General features: G+C 72.2%; 16 protein-coding genes. 10 read left to right on the forward strand and 6 right to left on the reverse strand.

Going from position 1 to position 20,060, the window contains the following annotated elements:
- Positions 1 to 198: 198 nt before the first annotated feature.
- The 4 genes from ACZ5VQ_RS22465 to ACZ5VQ_RS22480 all read right to left on the reverse strand — a co-directional run bounded on the left by ACZ5VQ_RS22465 (position 199) and on the right by ACZ5VQ_RS22480 (position 4,265).
- Positions 199 to 1,221: a DNA-3-methyladenine glycosylase family protein gene (locus ACZ5VQ_RS22465; RefSeq protein ID WP_469106412.1), complete on the reverse strand. Its 1,023-nt coding sequence runs from the start codon at positions 1,219 to 1,221 to the stop codon at positions 199 to 201.
- A 112-nt stretch (positions 1,222 to 1,333) separates the two neighbouring features.
- Positions 1,334 to 2,701, reverse strand: a complete 1,368-nt coding sequence (locus ACZ5VQ_RS22470) for a coenzyme F420-0:L-glutamate ligase (protein WP_469106439.1) — start codon at positions 2,699 to 2,701, stop codon at positions 1,334 to 1,336.
- A gap of 74 nt (positions 2,702 to 2,775) precedes the next feature.
- Positions 2,776 to 3,735, reverse strand: coding sequence for a 2-phospho-L-lactate transferase (gene cofD, locus ACZ5VQ_RS22475; RefSeq protein ID WP_469106413.1), 960 nt, complete (start codon positions 3,733 to 3,735; stop codon positions 2,776 to 2,778).
- Between the two features lie 41 nt (positions 3,736 to 3,776).
- The gene (locus ACZ5VQ_RS22480) at positions 3,777 to 4,265 is read right to left on the reverse strand and encodes a cysteine dioxygenase (protein ID WP_469106414.1); all 489 of its coding nucleotides are present in this window, start codon (positions 4,263 to 4,265) and stop codon (positions 3,777 to 3,779) included.
- A 743-nt stretch (positions 4,266 to 5,008) separates the two neighbouring features.
- Between ACZ5VQ_RS22480 and ACZ5VQ_RS22485 the strand changes: the two genes are divergently transcribed.
- The 3 genes from ACZ5VQ_RS22485 (at position 5,009) to ACZ5VQ_RS22495 (ending at position 10,678) form a co-directional block, all read left to right on the forward strand.
- Positions 5,009 to 5,272 (forward strand): WhiB family transcriptional regulator, encoded by a 264-nt coding sequence (locus tag ACZ5VQ_RS22485; RefSeq protein WP_053723761.1) that lies wholly within the window; start codon positions 5,009 to 5,011, stop codon positions 5,270 to 5,272.
- Between the two features lie 226 nt (positions 5,273 to 5,498).
- Complete coding sequence (locus ACZ5VQ_RS22490; RefSeq protein WP_469106415.1) at positions 5,499 to 9,164, forward strand: glycosyltransferase family 2 protein; 3,666 nt, start codon at positions 5,499 to 5,501, stop codon at positions 9,162 to 9,164.
- A complete protein-coding gene (locus ACZ5VQ_RS22495) occupies positions 9,161 to 10,678 on the forward strand; it encodes a DUF5719 family protein (RefSeq protein ID WP_469106416.1) in 1,518 nt (505 codons plus the stop codon). The genes ACZ5VQ_RS22490 and ACZ5VQ_RS22495 overlap by 4 nt, the downstream gene beginning before the upstream one ends.
- 68 nt (positions 10,679 to 10,746) lie before the next feature.
- Here ACZ5VQ_RS22495 and ACZ5VQ_RS22500 read toward each other — a convergent pair whose 3' ends face one another.
- A complete protein-coding gene (locus tag ACZ5VQ_RS22500; RefSeq protein ID WP_469106440.1) occupies positions 10,747 to 11,199 on the reverse strand; it encodes a metallopeptidase family protein in 453 nt (150 codons plus the stop codon).
- Between the two features lie 410 nt (positions 11,200 to 11,609).
- Between ACZ5VQ_RS22500 and ACZ5VQ_RS22505 the strand changes: the two genes are divergently transcribed.
- The 7 genes from ACZ5VQ_RS22505 to ACZ5VQ_RS22535 all read left to right on the forward strand — a co-directional run bounded on the left by ACZ5VQ_RS22505 (position 11,610) and on the right by ACZ5VQ_RS22535 (position 19,254).
- Positions 11,610 to 11,987 (forward strand): DUF3499 domain-containing protein, encoded by a 378-nt coding sequence (locus ACZ5VQ_RS22505; RefSeq protein WP_266501235.1) that lies wholly within the window; start codon positions 11,610 to 11,612, stop codon positions 11,985 to 11,987.
- Positions 11,988 to 12,159: 172 nt separating this feature from the next.
- Positions 12,160 to 13,776: an L-lactate permease gene (locus ACZ5VQ_RS22510; protein WP_469106417.1), complete on the forward strand. Its 1,617-nt coding sequence runs from the start codon at positions 12,160 to 12,162 to the stop codon at positions 13,774 to 13,776.
- Between the two features lie 127 nt (positions 13,777 to 13,903).
- Positions 13,904 to 15,268 (forward strand): phosphomannomutase/phosphoglucomutase, encoded by a 1,365-nt coding sequence (locus ACZ5VQ_RS22515; protein WP_469106418.1) that lies wholly within the window; start codon positions 13,904 to 13,906, stop codon positions 15,266 to 15,268.
- A gap of 211 nt (positions 15,269 to 15,479) precedes the next feature.
- Positions 15,480 to 15,650 carry a Trm112 family protein gene (locus ACZ5VQ_RS22520; RefSeq protein ID WP_079053628.1) on the forward strand — a complete coding sequence of 57 codons (171 nt, stop codon included), beginning with the start codon at positions 15,480 to 15,482 and terminating at the stop codon, positions 15,648 to 15,650.
- A 95-nt stretch (positions 15,651 to 15,745) separates the two neighbouring features.
- Positions 15,746 to 16,873 (forward strand): SIS domain-containing protein, encoded by a 1,128-nt coding sequence (locus ACZ5VQ_RS22525; protein ID WP_469106419.1) that lies wholly within the window; start codon positions 15,746 to 15,748, stop codon positions 16,871 to 16,873.
- Between the two features lie 64 nt (positions 16,874 to 16,937).
- Positions 16,938 to 18,089 (forward strand): mannose-6-phosphate isomerase, class I, encoded by a 1,152-nt coding sequence (manA, locus tag ACZ5VQ_RS22530; RefSeq protein WP_469106420.1) that lies wholly within the window; start codon positions 16,938 to 16,940, stop codon positions 18,087 to 18,089.
- A 187-nt stretch (positions 18,090 to 18,276) separates the two neighbouring features.
- The gene (locus ACZ5VQ_RS22535) at positions 18,277 to 19,254 is read left to right on the forward strand and encodes a cation diffusion facilitator family transporter (protein ID WP_469106421.1); all 978 of its coding nucleotides are present in this window, start codon (positions 18,277 to 18,279) and stop codon (positions 19,252 to 19,254) included.
- 135 nt (positions 19,255 to 19,389) lie between these two features.
- Here the strand turns inward: ACZ5VQ_RS22535 and lepB are convergent, their stop codons facing one another.
- Positions 19,390 to 20,058 (reverse strand): signal peptidase I, encoded by a 669-nt coding sequence (gene lepB / locus ACZ5VQ_RS22540; RefSeq protein WP_469106422.1) that lies wholly within the window; start codon positions 20,056 to 20,058, stop codon positions 19,390 to 19,392.
- Positions 20,059 to 20,060 lie beyond the last annotated feature (2 nt).

Raw genomic sequence — 20,060 nt, forward strand, 5'->3', positions numbered from 1 at the left:
GATCACCAAGGGGGGAGCAGAGCCTGCGCACACAACCGGCGCAGGCTCACTTCTTGAGCCGGCCGTACTCTTCAGTCCGGCTGGCTCATTCCAGCCCGTCCGGCGTTTGAGGACGAGCGTTCAGCGCGATACGGGGGTTCGGGGGCGGAGCCCCTGAAAAGGGACGGGAATGGGTAGGGGCGGCGGGGGCGAAAAAACTCAAAGCCGCCCAATATCCCCCCGAGGCATCCGCGGCTGACGCCGCCCCGGCGTACGCCCACTCAACAGAATGAGCCGAGCAGCCCGATGCCGCTGCCCCGCATAAGGCTCCAGCAACGACAACATCACGGCATCATCCGCATCCCGGTCCCCGGCCAGCGCATACCCCACGATCCCGGGAAGGTGCAGATCCCCGACGGTCACCGCATCCGCCGCCCCATGACTCCGCTGCACAACCTCCGCCGAGGTCCACGGCCCCACCCCCGCCACCACCTCAAGCCGCTCCTGGGCCCGCCCCACCTCGAACCCCACCGCCTCCTCCATCCGCCGAGCCACCCGCACGACCCGCAGAATCGTCGACGCCCGCTTGTTGTCGACCCCGGCCCGATGCCACTCCCACGAGGGAATCAACGCCCAGACCCGGGGCTCGGGCATCACGAACATCCCCCCACCGCGACCCACCAGAGGCCCGGGCCCGGGCGCCGGCACCCCGTACTTCCGCACGAGCAACCGCCAGGCCCGATACGCCTCGTCCGTCGTGACCTTCTGCTCGAGAATCGACGGAATCAACGACTCCAGCACCAGCCCGGTACGCGTCAGCCGCAACCCGGGCCGCCGGTGCCGGGCCACCGCCACCAGCCGATGCCGCGGCTCGAAGGCATCGGGATCGTCCGACTCCCCGAGCATCCGAGGCAGCTGCTCCAGCAACCACTCGGCCCCGGGCCCCCACGCCTTCCCTTGGACGACACCCGCGCGCACGGACACCCGCAGGGTCCCGGGCCCGACCGGCGTGAGACTGGCCCGCCACACGGCCCCGTCCGGCGTCGTACGGAAGGTCGGATCCGCGGGCCCCCGCCGCAACGGCCCGAGCACGAGCCCGAGATCCAGCGGCCACGGCGGCACCCAGCTGCGCGTACGCCCGCCGAGTCCGGCCGACCGGTCCGCCCGAGCCTGCCCGGGCACGACGACATGCCCGCCGCGCACGGTCGTACGCGTCGGCCGAGGATCAAAACGTCCGGCCACGGTTGAGGTCCTAGGGCTGCTCGCGGTGCTCAGGATGTCCGAGGCGCTCAGGGCGCTCGGGAGTGCCGTACGAGAATGCCGTACGAACCAGGGCTGATGTGAACGTCGGCGCTCAGCGCACCTCGATGAACGCCCCCGCATCCCGCTCGGGCCGAGCCTTCGGCTCCTCCGCCGCGTGCCCGACGGCGACGGCCCCCATCGGATCCCATCCCTCCGGCAGCCCGAGCACGTCCCGCACGACCTCGCGGCAGAACATCGTCGACGACACCCACGCGGACCCGAGCCGCTCACCGGCGAGCGCGACGAGGAAGTTCTGCACCCCGGCGCCCGCGGCGACCACGAACATCTCCCGCTCGGCGCCGTCACGCCGCTCGTCCCCGTAGCTGTGGGACCCGTCCATGACGAGGCACGGCACGACCAGATACGGCGCGCCCCGCAGCACGTCCCCGCGCCGCACGCGCTTGGCGATGGACTCCGGGCTGTTCCCGTCCCGCTCCAGATCGGCGATCCAGGCGTCCCGCATGGTGTCGAGCAGCCGCGTCCGCGACTCGGCCGACTCCAGGAGTACGAATCTCCAGGGCGTCGTGTGATGCGGCGCGGGCGCGGTCACGGCGGCGGCCACCGCACGCCGTACGGCATCGGGGTCGACGGGCTCGTCGGTGAAGGCCCGTACGGTACGCCGCTGGGTGACGGCCTCCCGGACGGCCTCGGAGGTGCCGAGCCGGAACATGTCGTCGCGCGCGCCCCGGACCATGCCTCGCGTCCCTTCGTCCTTGCCGTCCTCGCCGTACGTGCCCACCACGTGGGACAGTCCGCGCACGACGGCGACGGGCAGCCCAGCCGCCTTGCCCTTGACCAGGTCACCGGCGGAGGCGAGCTCGTCGGCGGTGGCGACGACGGTCGCGCTCAGCGGATTCCCGTGCGCGTCCGTGCCGCCCCGCAGATCGTCGAGGACGCGCACTCCGGCGGCCCCGATGGCGACATCGGTGAGGCCGGTGCGCCAGGGGCGCCCGAACGTGTCCGTGACGACGACCCCGACCTCGACCCCGAGCGCGTCCCGCAGCCCGTCGCGGATCGCGCGCGCGGAGGCGTCGGAGTCCTCGGGCAGCAACAGCACGGTCCCGGAGGGTGTGTTGGAGGCGTCGACGCCGGCGGCGGCCATGATGAGCCCCTGCCGGTTCTCCACGATCCGCAGCGGCCCGCGCCGCGCCACGACCCGCACGGTCTCCGCGTCTATGGCGGCTTCCCGGTCCGCCGCCTCGACGATCCGCCCCTCGGCCTTGGAGACGATCTTCGAGGTGACCAGCAGCACGTCCCCGTCGACCAGGCCCGGCTCGGCGCCGGCGATCAGCTTGGCGAGATCGTCCCCCGGCCGAACCTCGGGCAGTCCGGGCAGGGCCCAGACCCGGAAGCCGGGCACACCGGACGGCAGCCCTTCGTCCCCGGCCGGAGCCGGACTCGCGAAAACCCCGCCGCTCATGTGCCCCGTACTCCCGAACTCGTCACTCCCGAACTCGTCACTCCCGAACTCGGCGCTCCCGAAATCGTCGTCGTTCAAGCGCCCCGCACCTCCTCCGCCAGCGCCAGTGCCTGACGGGCCATCTCGGCCGTCGCGGCGAGGTCGGTCATCATCAGGGGCACGGCCCGGCACCGGATGCCGGCGGCGGCGACCTGCTCCACCGTCCCCGCGTCCACGGTGTCCACGAGCCAGCCGTCGAGGAGTCCCGAGCCGTAGTGCTCAGCGACCGCGGCGGCCGTGGACTCGACGCCGACGGCCGAGAGGACCTTGTCGGCCATGCCGCGCACGGGCGCGTCACCGACGATGGGGGAGAGGCCGACCACCGGGACGCCCGCCTCGGCGATGGCCTCCCGGATGCCGGGCACGGCGAGGATGGTGCCGACGGACACGACCGGGTTGGACGGCGGGAAGAGGATCACGTCGGCCGAGGCGATCGCCTCCAGCACTCCGGGCGCAGGCTTGGCCTGGTCGGCGCCGACGGGCACCACCGCGTACGCGTCCACGGAGGCCCGCAGCCGCACCCAGTACTCCTGGAAGTGGATGGCCTTGCGCTCGCCGTCGATCTCGACGGCCACATGGGTCTCGACGCGGTCGTCGGACATGGGGATCAGCCGGACGCCCGGCTGCCACCGGTCGCAGAGAGCCTCGGTGACGGCGCTGAGGGGATACCCGGCGCCCAGCATCTGCGTCCGCACGATGTGCGTCGCGAAGTCCCGGTCGCCGAGCCCGAACCACTCGGGCCCGACCCCGTACGCCGCGAGCTCCTCCTTGACGTGGAAGGTCTCGTCGGTCCGCCCCCAGCCCTGCTCCTCGTTGATACCGCCGCCGAGTGTGTACATCACCGTGTCGAGGTCCGGGCAGACCTTCAGCCCGAAGAGGTGGATGTCGTCCCCGGTGTTGCCGATGACCGTGATGTCCGCGTCCGGCGCGGCCTGCTTGAGACCACGCAGGAACCGGGCACCACCGATGCCGCCTGCCAGAACCACAATGCGCATGGATTCAGTCTTGCAGGCGGCTACGACAACGCGTCAGCCGGTTACGAGACCTCGGCCGTCGCGCACCGGACGGCGTGCATCGGCATCTCCGTCAACCCGGGGTAGTACACGTGCAGGCTTATGGCCGGATCGAGCGAGTCGTTGACGACCTCGTGCACGTACCCGGGCGCGAACACACGCTGGGCGCCCGCGCCCAACGCGCGCGTGCCCCGCTCGGTGCGCTCGGTCAACGCGCCCTCCAGAACGGTGAGTACGCCGGAGGAGCGGCCGTGGTCGTGCAGCCCGCTGCCCTGTCCGGGCACCCAGGAGAGCAGCCACACCTCGTAGCCGGGCCCGGTGCGCAGCCGGTGGTACCAGCGGGAGGCCGCGTCGTACTCGACGAGGTGCTCCCACTGGGAGCGGTCGGCCGCGATGGAGCGGGCGAGGCCGACGAAGTCGGCCACGGTGGCCGGGTGCTCGCGCGGCGCCTGGAGGAGGTGCGGTACTTCGAGGATGTCGCCGGCGATCTGGAGGTCGCTGTCGCTGTTCATGGGTGCGGTGGGTTCCTCGGCGGAAGAGAGTGCTGGAGGACTGGGGTGTCACGTACCGTCCGCCCGGGTCGCGGGCATGAGGTGTGCCCTTGGTACGGGCGAGGGGACCAGCGGCCGGGTCCCGGTCAGGGAACTCGGCGTCAGCCGGAGCGCGGTGGGCTCAACAGCTGTGACAGCAACAGAAACAGCTACAGCGAGCGTGGGCAGCACCGAGGGACCCGGCGGTGCGGGTCGAGGTGAGTGCCAAGTTCGCGAGCATGCCCACTAGGACACCGGTTCACACTCGGACTGTCAACTTGATGTCCGGTATGTGGGCGATGTTCACCTCATCCGGTTCACCTCTGTGGCGAAAGGTTTGTGCAGGAGCTTGCGAGGACACATGGCGCACAACCGGGCGCACGAACCTCGTCGCGATCCCGTGATCCATGGGGCATCCGTGTGATCCACATGTGATCCGGTTCGCTTCGTCGTTCGTACAGGAACGAGATCGAACTTCTGAGCGTCCTTCTTCGTACAGGTCCTGCGCGGAGACGGAGCCCGGCCGGGTCCCTATTCGGCTGTCAGGGTTTATGCCGATTTGAACACTTTCCGCAAAGCCTTGGTTCCGCAGAGTGAATAAGGGGCCCAATAGCAGATCTCGGCTTGACTGGCCCGGATCGGCACACTTGTAATTTCACTCGTGTCGTTCAGCCGAAATCGGTAACGGCAGCATCACGGGGACGCGAGACGGACGAGGGGCGCACATGACCGAGCTGTTTCAGGAACTGCTGGTCGACGAGGCCGAAGAGGAGCTCGGCTGGCAGGAGCGGGCGCTCTGCGCGCAGACCGACCCCGAGTCCTTTTTCCCCGAGAAGGGCGGCTCCACCCGCGAGGCCAAGAAGGTCTGCCTCGCCTGTGAGGTCCGCTCCGAGTGCCTCGAATACGCGCTCGCCAACGACGAACGTTTCGGCATCTGGGGCGGCCTGTCCGAGCGTGAACGGCGTCGCCTGAAGAAGGCCGCCGTCTGATCGTGGCTTGATCACGACCTGATCGCCGGCTGTGCGCCGTCCGACCGAACGGCGCACACCCCTACGTTCCGATACGTAACGAACGGCCCGTCGCAGGTGGGTTATCCACAGGCGGCGGGCCGCTTTGCTGCCCAGCCGTTAGTGTGGGCCTCCGTCCGAGACGCCCCGCTGTCCTCCGGGGACACAGGCGTCCACCGCAGTCCATCGAACCGGGGCCCGTACCTCGATGTCCGTGCACAGCCATTCGGCAGGTCAGTACGACACTGCCACGCCCGAGTTCCCACGGCACGTGGTCACCGCAGTGCTCGTCTCGCACGACGGTGCCCGCTGGCTGCCCGACGCCCTCGCCGGGCTGCTCGGTCAGGAACGCCCCGTACAGAACGCCGTGGCGGCCGACACCGGCAGCGCGGACGACTCCGCCCGGCTGGTCACCGACGCCCTCGGCGCCGACCGGGTGCTGCACCTCGCCCGGCGCACCGGCTTCGGCCAGGCCGTCGAGGAGGCCGCCCGCACGGCCGGCGTGCTGACCCCGGACGACCTGCCGTACCTCAAGCGCCCCAGCGGCTGGGACCCGGTCACCCGCACCTGGCGCGACGACGCGTACGACATGCCGGAGCTGCCCCACGGCGAGCCCGAGCAGTGGCTGTGGCTCCTGCACGACGACTGCGCCCCCGAGGCCGACGCCCTGGCCCAGCTGCTGCGGGTCGTGGAGAACGAACGGGAGCTCGGCAAGGAAGTCGCGATCATCGGCCCCAAGCTGCGTGGCTGGTACGACCGCAGACAGCTCCTGGAAGTCGGCGTCACCATCGCCCACAGCGGCCGTCGCTGGACCGGCCTCGACCGGCGTGAACAGGACCAGGGCCAGCACGACCACGTCAGGCCCGTGCTCGCCGTGTCCACCGCCGGCATGCTGATCCGCCGCGACGTCTTCGAGGAACTCGGCGGCTTCGACCGCCGGCTGCCCCTGATGCGCGACGACATCGACCTGTGCTGGCGCGCCCAGGCCGCGGGCCACCGCGTCCTCGTCGCCCCGGAAGCGGTCGTGCGGCACGCCGAGGCGTCCTCCCGCGAGCGGCGCACCGTCGACTGCGTGGGCCGCACCTCCGCCTCCCCGCACAAGGTCGACAAGGCCGGCGCGGTCTACACCCTCCTCGTCAACAGCCGCAGCGCGGCGCTCCCCTGGATCCTCGTACGGCTCGTCATCGGCACACTGCTGCGCACGGTCGCGTACCTCGTCGGCAAGGTCCCCGGACAGGCGGTCGACGAGATCCGCGGCCTCCTGGGGACGCTGCTGCGCCCGGAGCGCATCCTCGCGGGCCGGCGCAGGCGCGGCCGCCCCCAGGTCGACAAGGGCGAGCTGCGCCCGCTGTTCCCGCCGCCCGGCGCGACCGTGCGGGCCACGATCGAACAGGCCGCGGGCAACCTCACGGGCAGCTCCGACCCGGAGCTGAACGCGGCAGGACGGCACGGCAGCGCCGTGGAGTCCGGGCCCGGCGGTGACGACGCCGACTTCCTGGAGGTCGAGCAGTTCGCCCGCCTCAAGCGCGTCGCCCGCAAGCCGGGACCGATGCTCTTCGTGGCGCTCCTCCTCATCTCGCTCGTCGCCTGCCGTGAGCTCCTCGGCGGCGGCGCGCTCTCGGGCGGCGCGCTGCTGCCCGCCCCGGCCGACTCCTCCGAGCTGTGGTCGCGCTATCTGGACGCCTGGCATCCGGTCGGCGCCGGCGGCACCCAGTCCGCGCCGCCGTATCTCGCACTCGTCGCGATGCTCGCGAGCCTGCTGTTCGGCTCCACCGGGTTCGCCGTCACCGTGCTGCTGGTCGGCTCGGTGCCGCTGGCCGGCTTCACCGCCTACTTCGCCTCCCGTCCGCTCGTCCAGTCACGCGTGCTGCGCGCCTGGGCGTCCGTGGCGTACGCCTTCCTGCCCGCCACCACCGGCGCGCTCGCGGGCGGCCGCATCGGCACGGCCGTGCTCGCCGTCCTGCTGCCCCTCATCGCGCGCGCGGGCATCGCGGCCAGTGGCCTGGCCTCGGAGACGGCCCGCGGCAGCTGGCGCGCCACCTGGGCGTACGCGCTGCTGCTGACCCTCGCCACCGCCTTCACGCCGATCGTGTGGCCCATCGCGCTCGTGCTGGGCCTCGCCCTGCTGGTGGTGCGCCGCGGCGAGATCACCGCCTACGGGCCGCGCTTCCTGGCGCAGCTCGGCACCCCGCTGCTCGTCCTCGCCCCCTGGTCGCTGACGCTGCTGCCGTTCGGCTTCTTCCAGGAGGCCGGGATGGAGTACGGGCCGGGGGCGGCCTCCGCGCTCGACCTGCTGGGCGGCAGCCCGGGCGGCCCCGGGACCGTCAGCGGGCTGATGCTCATCGGCATCGTGTGCGCCGCCGTGGCCGCGCTGGTGCGTACAGAGCGTCAGTTGGGAATCTGGACCGCCTGGGCGGCCGGCCTCGTGGCGCTCGTTTTCGCCGTCCTGTCCAACAGCTCCACCTGGGCCGGACCGGCCACCCTCGTCTACGGGCTCGCCTTCCTCGCCGCCGCCGCGCTCGGTGCCGACGGCGCGCGCTCGCGCGTGGCCGAGCAGAGCTTCGGCTGGCGCCAGCCGCTCGCCGTGCTCATCGCGTTCGCCGCGGCCGCCGGACCCCTGCTCGTCGCCGCCGGGTGGATGATCCGCGGCGCGGACGGCCCCCTGGAGCGCCGCGATCCCGTCCAGGTGCCCGCGTTCGTCGCCGAGGAGAGCGGCACCCGCGACCAGGCCCGCACCCTCGTCCTGGACAGCGCCTCGCCGGCCGAGGTCGGCTACATGCTCGTCCGGGGCTCCGGCGCCCGCCTCGGCGACGCCGAACTGGCCGCGGCGGACGGCGAGAACAAGCCGCTCGACAAGGTCGTCGCGAACCTCGTGGCGGGCTCCGGCGCCGACCAGGCCGACCAGCTCGGCGGCTTCGCCGTGCGGTACGTCCTCGTGCGCGGCGGCGCGCCCCGCGAGGTCAGCCGCGTCCTGGACGCCACCCCCGGCCTGAGCCGGCTGAGCCAGCAGGACGGCAGCGCCCTGTGGCGCGTCGACCGGCAGGTCGCGCGCGCGGCCATCGTCCCCGGCTCCGGCGACCCGCAGCCCATCGCCGCCGGTCCCGTCGAACTGCACACCAAGATCCCCGCCGGTGCCGACGGCCGCGTCCTGCGCCTGGCCGACACCGCCGACGAGGGCTGGACGGCCACCCTCGACGGCAAGCCGCTCACCAGGACCACGGTCGACGGCTGGGCGCAGGGCTTCGAGCTGCCCGCCACCGCGGGCCGGCTGGACGTCACGTTCGAGGCCCCGATGAGCCACACCGGCTGGCTGTGGGCGCAGGGCGCGCTCGCCGTCGTCCTCGTGGTGCTCGCCCTGCCCGGCCGCCGCCGTGAGGTCGACGACGACCTCCCCGAGGAGCCCGTCGTCCCCGCCCAGGCCGTCTCCGGCGAGGGCCGCAGGGCCCGCAGGCTGCGCGCCCAGGCGGAGGCCGAACAGGCGGACCGGCCCGACGAGTTCACCCCCGACGCCCCGCCGTCCACGCCTCCTCCTCCGGAGGAGGCTCCTGTTCCCGCCCAGGTCCCGCAGCAGCAGACCTACGGAGAATGGGACACGACGACGTACGCGGGCGCCGAGTACGGCACCTACGGCGGCGAGCAGCAGTACCAGGGCGCCCCGCAGTACCCGGCGGGCACCTACGACCAGCAGCAGTACCAGGCGGACCAGTACCAGACGGGCCAGTACGACCCGTACGCGTCCTACGGCACGGGGAACGCGGCGTACGACCCGACGCAGACGTACTCCCAGGGCTACGACCCGGCGTACGACCCGGACCAGCACCCGCAGCCGCCCCACGGCACCGACAGTGAGCGCCCCGACGGGAGCCAGCAGTGAACCGCACCACCGTGTCCCTGATCGCCGGCGTGGCCGCGCTCGCCGCCGTCACCGGATTCGCCTCGATGTCCGAACCGGAAACCGCGGGCACGGCCACGGCGAAGGCGGCGGCCCAGCTGCCCGTGGAGCGCACCAGCCTGCTCTGCCCGGCTCCCAGCACCTCGGACCTCGCGGAGACGGCGTACACGTCCTTCACCCCAGTCGCCGAGGGCACCGGTGACGACGGCGCGGCCGAACTCACGGCGGCGGGCGAGGAGTCGGCGGACGGCAAGACCGACGCGTCCAAGGACGACAAGAAGGACGACGGCAAGGACGGCGAGGAGAAGGCGGTCCTGACGCCGAAGGAGCCCGGCAAGCCGGTCACCGGCGAGGCCTCCGGCGCCGAGTCGCCCGCGCTCGTCGGCACCGCCGAGGGCAGGTTCGCGCCCGGCTGGACCGTCCAGCAGACGACGGAGATCCCGGCGGGCAGCGGCCGCGGCCTGCTCGGCACCAACTGCACCGCTCCGGACACGGAGTTCTGGTTCCCGGGCGCCAGCACCGCCAAGGAGCGCACGGACTACGCGCACCTGACCAACCCGGACGACTCCGCCGCGGTCGCCGACATCGAGCTGTACGGCAAGGACGGCGCCCTCAAGTCGACGGTGGGGGAGGGCATCCAGATCCCGCCGCGCTCCAGCGAGGCGGTGCTGCTGTCCACGCTCATCGACGAGCCGCAGACCAACCTCACCGTGCACGTCACGGTCCGCAGCGGCCGGGTCGCCGCCGCCGTCCAGGCCGTCGACGACAAGCTCGGCGGCGACTGGCTGGGCCCCTCCACCGACCCCGCGGGCAGCCTCGTCCTGCCGGGCATCCCGAAGGACGCCACATCCGTACGGCTGGTCGCCTTCGCGCCCGGTGACGCCGACGCCGACCTGAAGGTGCGGCTCGCCTCTCCGAACGGGCCGATCACCCCCGCCGGAAACGAGACGCTGCACATCAAGGCCGGCATGACCGCCGCCATCGACCTCGGTGACGTCACGCGCGGCGAGGCGGGATCCCTGATGCTGACGCCGACCGGAGGGCCCACCCCGGTCGTCGCGGCCCTCAAGGTCGTCCGCGGCAAGGGCGACAAGCAGGAGACGGCGTTCATCCCGGCGACCGGCCCGGTGGACACGCGCGCGACGGCCGCCGACAACCGTTCCAAGGGCTCCACGCTCTCCCTGGTGGCCCCCGGCCGCGCCGCGAAGGTCAAGGTCACGGCCTCCGCGGGCAGCGGCGGCGGCACGGCCGCGGAGAAGACGTACACGATCAGGGGCGGCACCACCCAGAACGTCGAGCTGCCCGTCCCCAGCGGCCTCAAGGGCACCTACGCCCTCACGGTCGAGCCGCAGTCCGGTGGTCCCGTCTACGCGGCGCGCATGCTCGAAGAGGCCAGTGGCGGCGTACCGATGTTCACGGTGCAGACCATGCCGGACGACCGGGGAACGGTGGAGGTACCGGACGCGGCGCAGGACCTCTCGGTGCTGCAGAAGTAGGACGCCGTGCTGCGGATGTAGGACGCCGTGCTGCGGATGTAGGACGCCGCACGCCTCCGGGAGTGCGGTCAGTCCTCCCCGTACCGGGGATCAACCGTCTCCGGAGTCAGTCCCAGCAGCTCGGCGACCTGTTCCACCACGACCTCGTGCACGAGTGCGGCCCGCTCGTCGCGCCCCTTGGTGCGGATCTCGACCGGGCGGCGGTAGACGACGACACGGGAGGGCCGGCCCTCGCGCGCCGGGATCGTGCCGCCCAGGGGGACCGTCTCGTCGGCCCAGCCCTCGTCGCGGGCCGGGTCGAGCCGAGGCACCTCCAGCACCAGGAACTCGATGTCGGCGAGCTGCGGCCAGCGCCGCTCCAGCCGCTCCACGGAGTCCTGCACCAGATCCGCGAACACCTCGGCCCGAGGCGCCGAGAGGGGTACCTGCGGCGGCGCCACGGGGCCACGCATCCCGCGCCCGTGTCGATCACGACGACGGGGCCTGGGCTCGGCGGTACGGGGCGGTACGGGGTTGTCCATCACTGACGAAGAGTAGTCCCCAGACCCTTCCCCCGCCTGCACGTGTCCACCGACGCTCACCCCCGCGGGGGAGCGGCTCCGGGGCGTCCCACGGCTCCCGCCCCACGGCGCGACCAGCGCCCACAACCGGCAGCGACTCACCAACCGCGTACGCCACTTGATGACCATTCCAGCCAAGGTTGGGCTCGTTTCCATATGCCTCTAGGACCACAGAAATAACGGCAATTGACAGCTTTCGCACCAACTCGGGATCACTCCTGGACCCGTCCGAAATTTCGCCAACACCCGTACCCGCAGGTCAACAAGGCGCGCCAGGAACCACCTGTGTCAGGAGTCACACCACGACACGGTGGAGTGACCCCGGGGGGAGTCGTCGCGGCCCGCTCAAGAGTGCGGTACCGTCCAACGTCGTGAGCCCTGTACGTCGCTGTTCGCGCACCGCTTGCGGCCGTCCCGCCGTCGCGACGCTGACGTACGTCTACGCCGACTCGACCGCGGTCCTCGGCCCGCTCGCCACCTACGCCGAACCCCACTGTTACGACCTGTGCGCCGAGCACTCCGAGCGCCTCACCGCCCCGCGTGGCTGGGAAGTCGTGCGGCTCGCCGACGCCTCCGCTCCCTCCCGCCCCAGCGGTGACGACCTGGAGGCGCTCGCCAACGCCGTGCGCGAGGCGGCCCGTCCGCAGGAGCGCGCCGCGCAGGCGGGCGGCGGCAACGCCCGCGGCGCGGACCCGATGGAGGTCGCCCGTCGGGGCCACCTCCGGGTGCTGCGCTCGCCGGACTCCTGATCGTTCGCCGGACTCCTGAACCCCCTTCCCGCGAACGGGACTTCACCTCGTGCATATTCGGTGCACGTTTCACTCGGTGACGCACGACCATTGACGTGAGCTTGTCGCGGACACGACCATTCCCCCGCCCGTGAGAAATCGCTTTCCGCATCGCGGAATCCGGGGAGGCTCCGTGTACATCCAGGAACTCGAGCCCGTGGCCGACTCGCTCGGCCTGTCCGCACTCGTCGCGACCCTGCCCCTCGTCATCGTCCTCGTCCTGCTCGGCGGCGTCCGGATGAAGGCGCACCTGGCGGGCCTCATCGGCCTCGCGGCCGCGGCCCTGGTCGCCTGGCTCGCGTACGGCATGCCCCTCGGCCAGACGCTCTCCAGCGCCGCCCAGGGAGCCGTGTTCGGCCTCTTCCCCATCCTGTGGATCGTCGTCAACGCCCTCTGGGTGTACCGGATGACCGTCCACACCCGGCACTTCGACATCCTGCGCCGCTCGTTCGGGCGACTCTCCGACGACCCGCGCATCCAGGCGCTCGTCGTCGCGTTCTGCTTCGGCGCGCTCCTGGAGGCCCTCGCGGGCTTCGGCGCGCCCGTCGCGATCTGCTCGGTCATGCTGGTCGCGCTCGGCTTCGATCCCGTCCGCGCCGCGGTGGTCGCACTGGTCGCCAACACCGCGCCGGTCGCCTTCGGGGCGATGGGCACCCCGGTCGTGACACTGGCTCAAGTCACGGGCCTGCCACTGGATTCCGTCGCCTCCGTGGTGGGCCGGCAGACTCCGCTGCTCGCCCTGGTGGTGCCCCTGGTGCTCGTCTTCCTGGTGGACGGGCGACGCGGTCTGCGCGAGACCTGGATTCCGGCCATGGCGTGCGGATTCGCCTTCGCCGTGGCCCAGTTCGCCGCCTCCAACTACGTCTCCGCCCAACTCGCCGACATCGGGGCCGCGCTGGCCGGCGCGGGCGCCCTGATGGCGGTGCCCCAGGCACGCAAGCCCGCCGCCGAGCCCGTACGGGCCGCGGTCCTGACGGGCGTACGCAGCGAGGACCTGGACGAGGAGGACCCGCGCCCCGAGGTGCTGCGGGCCTACTCGCCGTACGCGCTGATCGTCGTGATCTTCTCCATCGCCCAGATCCCGGTGGTGAAGGACCAGTTGGCGAAGGCGACCCGCACCTTCGACTGGCCGTTCCTGAACGTCGCGAACGCGGACGGCGACCCCGTCGGCGGCAACGTCTTCACCTGGCCCATCGTGTCCACCGGCGGCACGCTCGTGCTGCTCGCCGGGGTGTGCACGGCCGTCGTACTCGGGGTGCACGCGCGCGTGGCGGTCAGGGAATGGGCCGCCACCGTCCACGAGTTGAGGTTCGCGATCCTCACCGTGACGTCCGTCCTGGCGCTCGCCTACGTCATGAACCTCTCCGGACAGGCGGCCACGATCGGCCACTTCGTGGCGGCGGCGGGCGCGGGACTCGCCTTCCTGTCGCCGGTCCTGGGCTGGTTCGGCGTGGCGGTCTCCGGATCGGACACCTCCGCCAACGCGCTCTTCGGCGCCCTTCAGGTGACCGCGGCCCGCGAGTCGGGACTCTCCCCGGAGCTCCTCGCGGCCGCCAACAGCTCCGGAGGTGTCCTCGGCAAGATGATCTCGCCGCAGAACCTCACCATCGCCTGCGCGGCGGTCGGCCTCGCCGGCCGCGAGGGAGACCTGCTGCGCAAGGTGCTCCCATGGAGCCTCGGACTCCTGCTGGTCATGTGCCTGATCGTCGTCGGGCAGAGCTCGCCCGTCCTGGAATGGATGCTTCCGTAAGGCCTTGCGAAGTCCGTGCGAGGTCCGTGCGCGATGTCCGTATGTGCCCTCCCGGGTCCCGGACGGCCGAGTGTCAGTTCGTACGGGTAGTTTGGGGCCACCGTTGAGGACTCAAGGAAGGTTGGCCGTGACCGCTGATCTGTCGCAGCTCGTTAAGGCGTACGACGTACGCGGGGTGGTCCCGGACCAGTGGGACGAGACGCTGGCCGAGCTGTTCGGCGCGGCCTTCGTGCAGGTCACGGGCGCCGACGCGATCGTGACCGGGCACGACATGCGCCCCTCGTCCCCCGGTCTGTCGCGGGCCTTCGCGCGCGGTGCCGCGGCGCGCGGCGTCGACGTGACCGAGATCGGGCTGTGCTCGACGGACCAGCTGTACTACGCGTCGGGGGCGTTCGGCCTCGCGGGCGCGATGTTCACGGCCTCGCACAACCCGGCGCAGTACAACGGCATCAAGATGTGCCGCCCGGGCGCCGCCCCGGTCGGCCAGGACACCGGCCTCTCGGAGATCCGCGAACTCGTCGAGTCCTGGATCGACTCCGGAGCACCGACGTCGGACGCGACACCGGGCACGATCACCCGGCGGGACACCCTGGAGGACTACGCGGCGCATCTGCGCGGCCTCGTCGACCTGACCGCCATCCGCCCCCTGAAGGTCGTGGTCGACGCGGGCAACGGCATGGGCGGACACACCGTCCCGACCGTCTTCGCCGGGCTGCCCCTGACCCTCGTCCCGATGTACTTCGAGCTGGACGGCACGTTCCCGAACCACGAGGCGAACCCGCTGGACCCGGCGAACATCGTCGACCTCCAGAAGCGCGTCCGCGAGGAGGACGCCGACCTCGGCATCGCATTCGACGGCGACGCCGACCGCTGCTTCGTCGTCGACGAGCGCGGCGAGCCCGTCTCCCCGTCCGCGATCACGGCCCTGGTCGCCGCCCGCGAGCTGGCCAGGAACGGCGGCAAGGGCACGGTCATCCACAACCTGATCACGTCCTGGTCGGTCCCGGAGGTCGTCCGGGAGAACGGCGGCACGCCGGTACGCACGCGCGTGGGCCATTCCTTCATCAAGGCCGAGATGGCCACGTCCGGCGCGATCTTCGGCGGCGAGCACTCCGCGCACTACTACTTCAAGGACTTCTGGAACGCGGACACGGGCATGCTCGCCGCCCTCCACGTCCTCGCCGCCCTCGGCGGCCAGGAAGGCACGCTCTCCGCCCTCGTCGCCCAGTACGACCGCTACGCCGGCTCCGGCGAGATCAACTCCACGGTCGACGACCAGGCCGGCCGCCTCGCCGCCATCAAGGCCGCCTACCAGGGCCGCGAGGGCATCACCCTCGACGAACTCGACGGCCTCACCGTCTCCGCCACCGACTGGTGGTTCAACGTCCGCCCGTCCAACACGGAACCCCTCCTCCGCCTCAACGCGGAGGCACGCGACGAGCCGACGATGGCGAAGGTCCGGGACGAGGCACTGGCGATCATCAGAGGCTGAAGCCGTGTCGGCCCGGGCCGACATCTTCAGCCCGTCCGGCGTTTGAGGACGAGGCCGTTCAGGCCGATCAGCGGGGGTCTGGGGGCGCAGCCCCCAGGAGACGGGAAGGGTAAGGGCGGCGGGGGCGAACTCCTCCGACGCCCACCCACCCACAGCGGTACCCTGACCAGGCCACATCACCCGCACGACCCCGCCCCCGAAGGGACCCGACATGCCGCTCGAAGCCGGCCTCCTGGAGATCCTCGCCTGCCCGGCGTGCCACGCCCCGCTCAAGGAGCAGGAAACCGAGCTGATCTGCACCGGCCAGGACTGCGGCCTGGCCTACCCCGTCCGGGACGACATCCCGGTCCTCCTCGTGGACGAGGCCCGCCGCCCCGCATAAGGCCAGCCGCCCAGGCGACCCGCACAGGGCCCGCCGCCCAGGCGACCCGCAAGGCCGAGCCCCAAGGAAGAACCGGCGACCGGAGGCTGCCGCCCATGCTCGACGAATCGCTGCTCGACGCCCCCGAGGCCCTCGCGGAGGCCGACCGCCGCGGCCTGCTCCGCGGCGCCGCCGAAGCGGGCGCCCGAGTCCGCACGGCGGCCCGGCACGCGGCCGAGGCGGGCATCCCCGATCTCAAGCCGGACGGCCGCCCGCGCGCCGTCCTGATCGCGGGCCCCGGCGCCGCCGCGATCAGCGCCGCGGACCTGCTCGGCACCCTGGCCGGGGCGGGCTCCCCCGTCATCCGCCTGGCCCCCACCGGCGTGGCCCCGGCCGCGGGCGCACTCCGCTGGGAGCTGCCCGGCTGGGCGGGCCCCGTCGACCTGCTGCTGATCGCCACCCCGGACGGCAGCGAGCCCGGCCTCTCGCTCCTGGTCGAGCAGGCCTACCGCCGCGGCTGCACGGTCGCCGCCGTGGCCCCGGCCCGCTCCCCGCTGACCGAGGCGGTGGACGGCGCCCACGGCCTCTTCGTACAGATGGCGACCGCCCCGTACGAGCCGGGGGCGCCCTCCGCCGCGTCCGCCCCCGGAGTGCTCTGGGCGCTGCTCACGCCGCTGCTCGCGCTCCTCGACCGCACCGGTCTGGTCACCGCGCCGCCCGAGGCCCTGCAGAAGGTCGCCGACCGGCTCGACCAGATCGCGGAGCGCTGCGGTCCGGCGATCGCGACGTACAGCAACCCCGCCAAGACCCTCGCGGCCGAGCTGGCCGAGGCGCTCCCGGTGATCTGGACCGAGGGCACGTCCGCGGGTCCGGCCGGCCGCCGTTTCGTCGGCGCGCTGGCCGAGCTGGCGGGCCGCCCCGCACTCGCCGCCGAGCTGCCCGAGGCGCTCGACGCGCACAGCGTCCTGCTCTCGGGCGCGCTGGCCGCCGGCGCGGACCCGGACGACTTCTTCCGCGACCGCGTCGAGGAGGCACAGGTCATGCACGCGCGCGTGGTCCTCCTCCGCGACCGCCCGACCGGCGGCCTCAGCGCCGCCCCCGCCGCCCGTGAACTGGCCCTCAGCCACGACACACCGATCAGCGAACTCGAACCGGAGGACGGCGGCGACCTGGAGACCCTCGCCGAGCTGATCGCCATCACGGATTTCGCCGCCGTTTACCTGGCGCTCGCCTCGGGAGCCTGACCTTGAGCCACGCCTGGTGACCAGCGCCCGCTGAGCAGCGTACGTACGGAGAAGAAAACAGAGCATGGACCGCCTCGACAACACGATCCGCCCCTACGCCTGGGGCTCCACCACGGCCATCCCGCGCCTCCTGGGCGCCGAGCCGACCGGCGAGCCGCAGGCCGAGATGTGGATGGGCGCCCACCCCGGCGCCCCCTCGCGCACCCTCCGCGGCCCGCTCACCGAGGTGATCGACAAGGCTCCCGAGAAGGAGCTCGGCCGGGCGGCCGTCGCCAAGTTCGGCCCGCGCCTGCCGTTCCTCCTCAAGCTCCTCGCTGCGGGCGCCCCCCTCTCCCTCCAAGTCCACCCCGACCTCGCCCAGGCCAAGGAGGGGTACGAGGACGAGGAGCGCCGGGGCGTCCCGATCGACGCCCCGCACCGCAACTACAAGGACGCCAACCACAAGCCCGAACTGATCTGCGCGCTCACCGAGTTCGACGGCCTGTGCGGATTCCGGGCCCCGGCGGAGGCCGCCGACCTGCTCGCGGCTCTTGAGGTCGACTCCCTCAAGCCGTACGTCGATCTGCTGCACGCCCACCCCGAAGAGGCCGCGCTGCGCGAGGTGCTGACGGCCGTGCTGTCCGCGGACCGCGAGCAGATGGCCGCCACGGTCACCGAGACGGCCGCGGCCTGCGCCCGCCTCGGCGGCGCCCACGCCCCGTACGCCGAGCTGGCGCACCACTACCCGGGCGACCCGGGCGTCATCGCCGCCATGCTGCTCAACCACGTCCGACTGCAGCCCGGCGAGGCGCTGTTCCTCGGCGCCGGCGTGCCGCACGCGTATCTGAACGGCCTCGGCGTCGAGATCATGGCCAACTCCGACAACGTCCTGCGCTGCGGCCTCACCCCCAAGCACGTCGACGTCCCCGAACTCCTGCGGATCGTCCGCTTCGAGGCGAGCGACCCGGGCGTACTGCGCCCCGAGGCGTCCCCCGACGGCGAGGAGGTCTACGAGACCCCCATCGACGAGTTCCGCCTCTCCCGTTACGCCCTCGTGGCGGGCGCCCCGGTCCACGACCTCACCCTCGGCACCCCGCAGATCCTGCTGTGCACCGCGGGTTCCGTACAGGCGGGCGAGCACGCGCTCGGCCCCGGCCGGTCCGTATTCGTACCCGCGGGCGAAAGGGCGGAGGTGTCCGGCGAGGGCACGGTCTTCCGGGCCACCGTCATCGCCTGAGCCCTGGCGGCCCTCCCCATGGAGTGACCCTCCCCATGGCCTGAAACGGTCACTGTGGCGACCCGGCGTACCGATGTCGGCCCGGGCTGCAACAATGGCCCACCGCAAAGGGCGGGCAAAGCCCGGGACGGCAGCCGAGCGGGCAGACGGCCGGCCGGGATGGCAGACGAAGGGACATCGGGAACACATGAGCGCGTCAGGCGGCACCAAAGCGATCGTGGCGGCACTCGCCGCGAACCTCGCGATCGCGGTAGCGAAGTTCGTGGCGTTCCTCTTCAGTGGTTCGTCGTCGATGCTCGCCGAGTCCGTGCACTCGCTGGCCGACTCGGGGAACCAGGGCCTGCTGCTCCTCGGCGGCAAGAAGGCCCAGCGCGAGGCGACCCCGCAGCACCCCTTTGGCTACGGCCGCGAGCGGTACATCTACGCCTTCCTCGTCTCGATCGTCCTCTTCTCGGTCGGCGGCATGTTCGCGATCTACGAGGGCTACGAGAAGATCAAGCACCCGCACGAGATCACCCACTGGTACTGGCCGGTGGGCGTCCTCGTCTTCGCGATCATCGCCGAGACCTTCTCCTTCCGGACGGCCATCAAGGAGTCCAACACCATCCGCGGCAAGCAGTCCTGGAAGGAGTTCGTGCGCCACGCCAAGGCCCCCGAGCTCCCGGTCGTGCTCCTTGAGGACCTGGGCGCCCTCGTCGGTCTGATCCTCGCGCTCATCGGCGTGGGCCTGGCCCTGGGCACGGGCGACGGCGTCTGGGACGGCATCGGCACCCTCTGCATCGGCATCCTGCTGATCGCCATCGCGATCGTCCTGGCCGCCGAGACCAAGTCGCTGCTCCTGGGCGAGGCCGCGGGCGTGGAGGACGTCAGGAAGATCGAGGCCGCCATCGTCGACGGCGACACGGTCCCCGCCATCATCCACATGCGCACGCTCCACCTCGGCCCCGAGGAACTGCTCGTCGCCGCCAAGATCGCCGTCCGGCACGACGAAACGGCCACCGAGGTCGCCGCCGCCATCGACGCCGCCGAGTCCCGCATCCGCGAGGCCGTCCCGATCGCCCGCGTCATCTACCTCGAACCCGACATCTACAGCGAGACCGAGGCCGCAAAGGGCCCGGACACCGAGGCCGCCCCGGGAGGCCCGGTACCCACCGCCGACCACTGACTTCCCGTACGAGGATCCCGTACGAGGAAGGGGGCGCCCTCTTCCTCGTGTGCCTTCCTCGTACGAGACCGGGCCCGCCGAACGATTCGGCGGGCCCTTCCGCGTACAGGCGCCTGTACGTCCGTGCCGCGCCACCTACGGGTGCACGGGCCAGGGCGGCGCCGGAGGCACCGACCGGCGTCGTACGACCCTGGCCGCGATCCCACAGCCGAGCCCGACCAGTGCGAGCACCAGCCCGAGCGCCGCGGCCAGCAGCGCGAACAGAGCACCGCCCAGGCCGTCCACCACCCGCCCCCGCACGGCCCCGGCCGACACCGCGCCCGCCGTGTCGCCGCTTCCGTAGAACCGGGAGTCCAGCGAGTCCACCCGGTGGTCGCCGAGCAGGAACAACTGCCCCTCGGGCACCTTCAGGTCGTACGGCCGCCCGATGCCGTCGGCGACGCCGTCCCGCACGTACGACTCCTTGAGCGGCCGCCCGTTGAGCGTCACCCGCTCCTCCGTGCCACTGCCCTCGCAGCACGCCACCCGGTCGCCGCCGACGCCCACGACCCGCTGGAGCACGGGTCCGTCGACGTCCGGGCGGGCCGAGTCGACGAGAACGACATCACCCCGGCGCACCTGGTCCCCGTCCACCAACTCCACGACCAGCCGCTCCCCGGCGGTGTACGTGGGCGACATGCTCGAACTCACCACCGTGACCCCCGTATAGGCCGACCGCACATACAGCACGGAGCCGATCAACAACACGAGCCCCAACGGCCCCAACACCCAGGCCGTGAGCGCCAGTCCGCGTCCCTTGCGCATCC

The organism is Streptomyces sp. NPDC033178, from assembly GCF_055577685.1.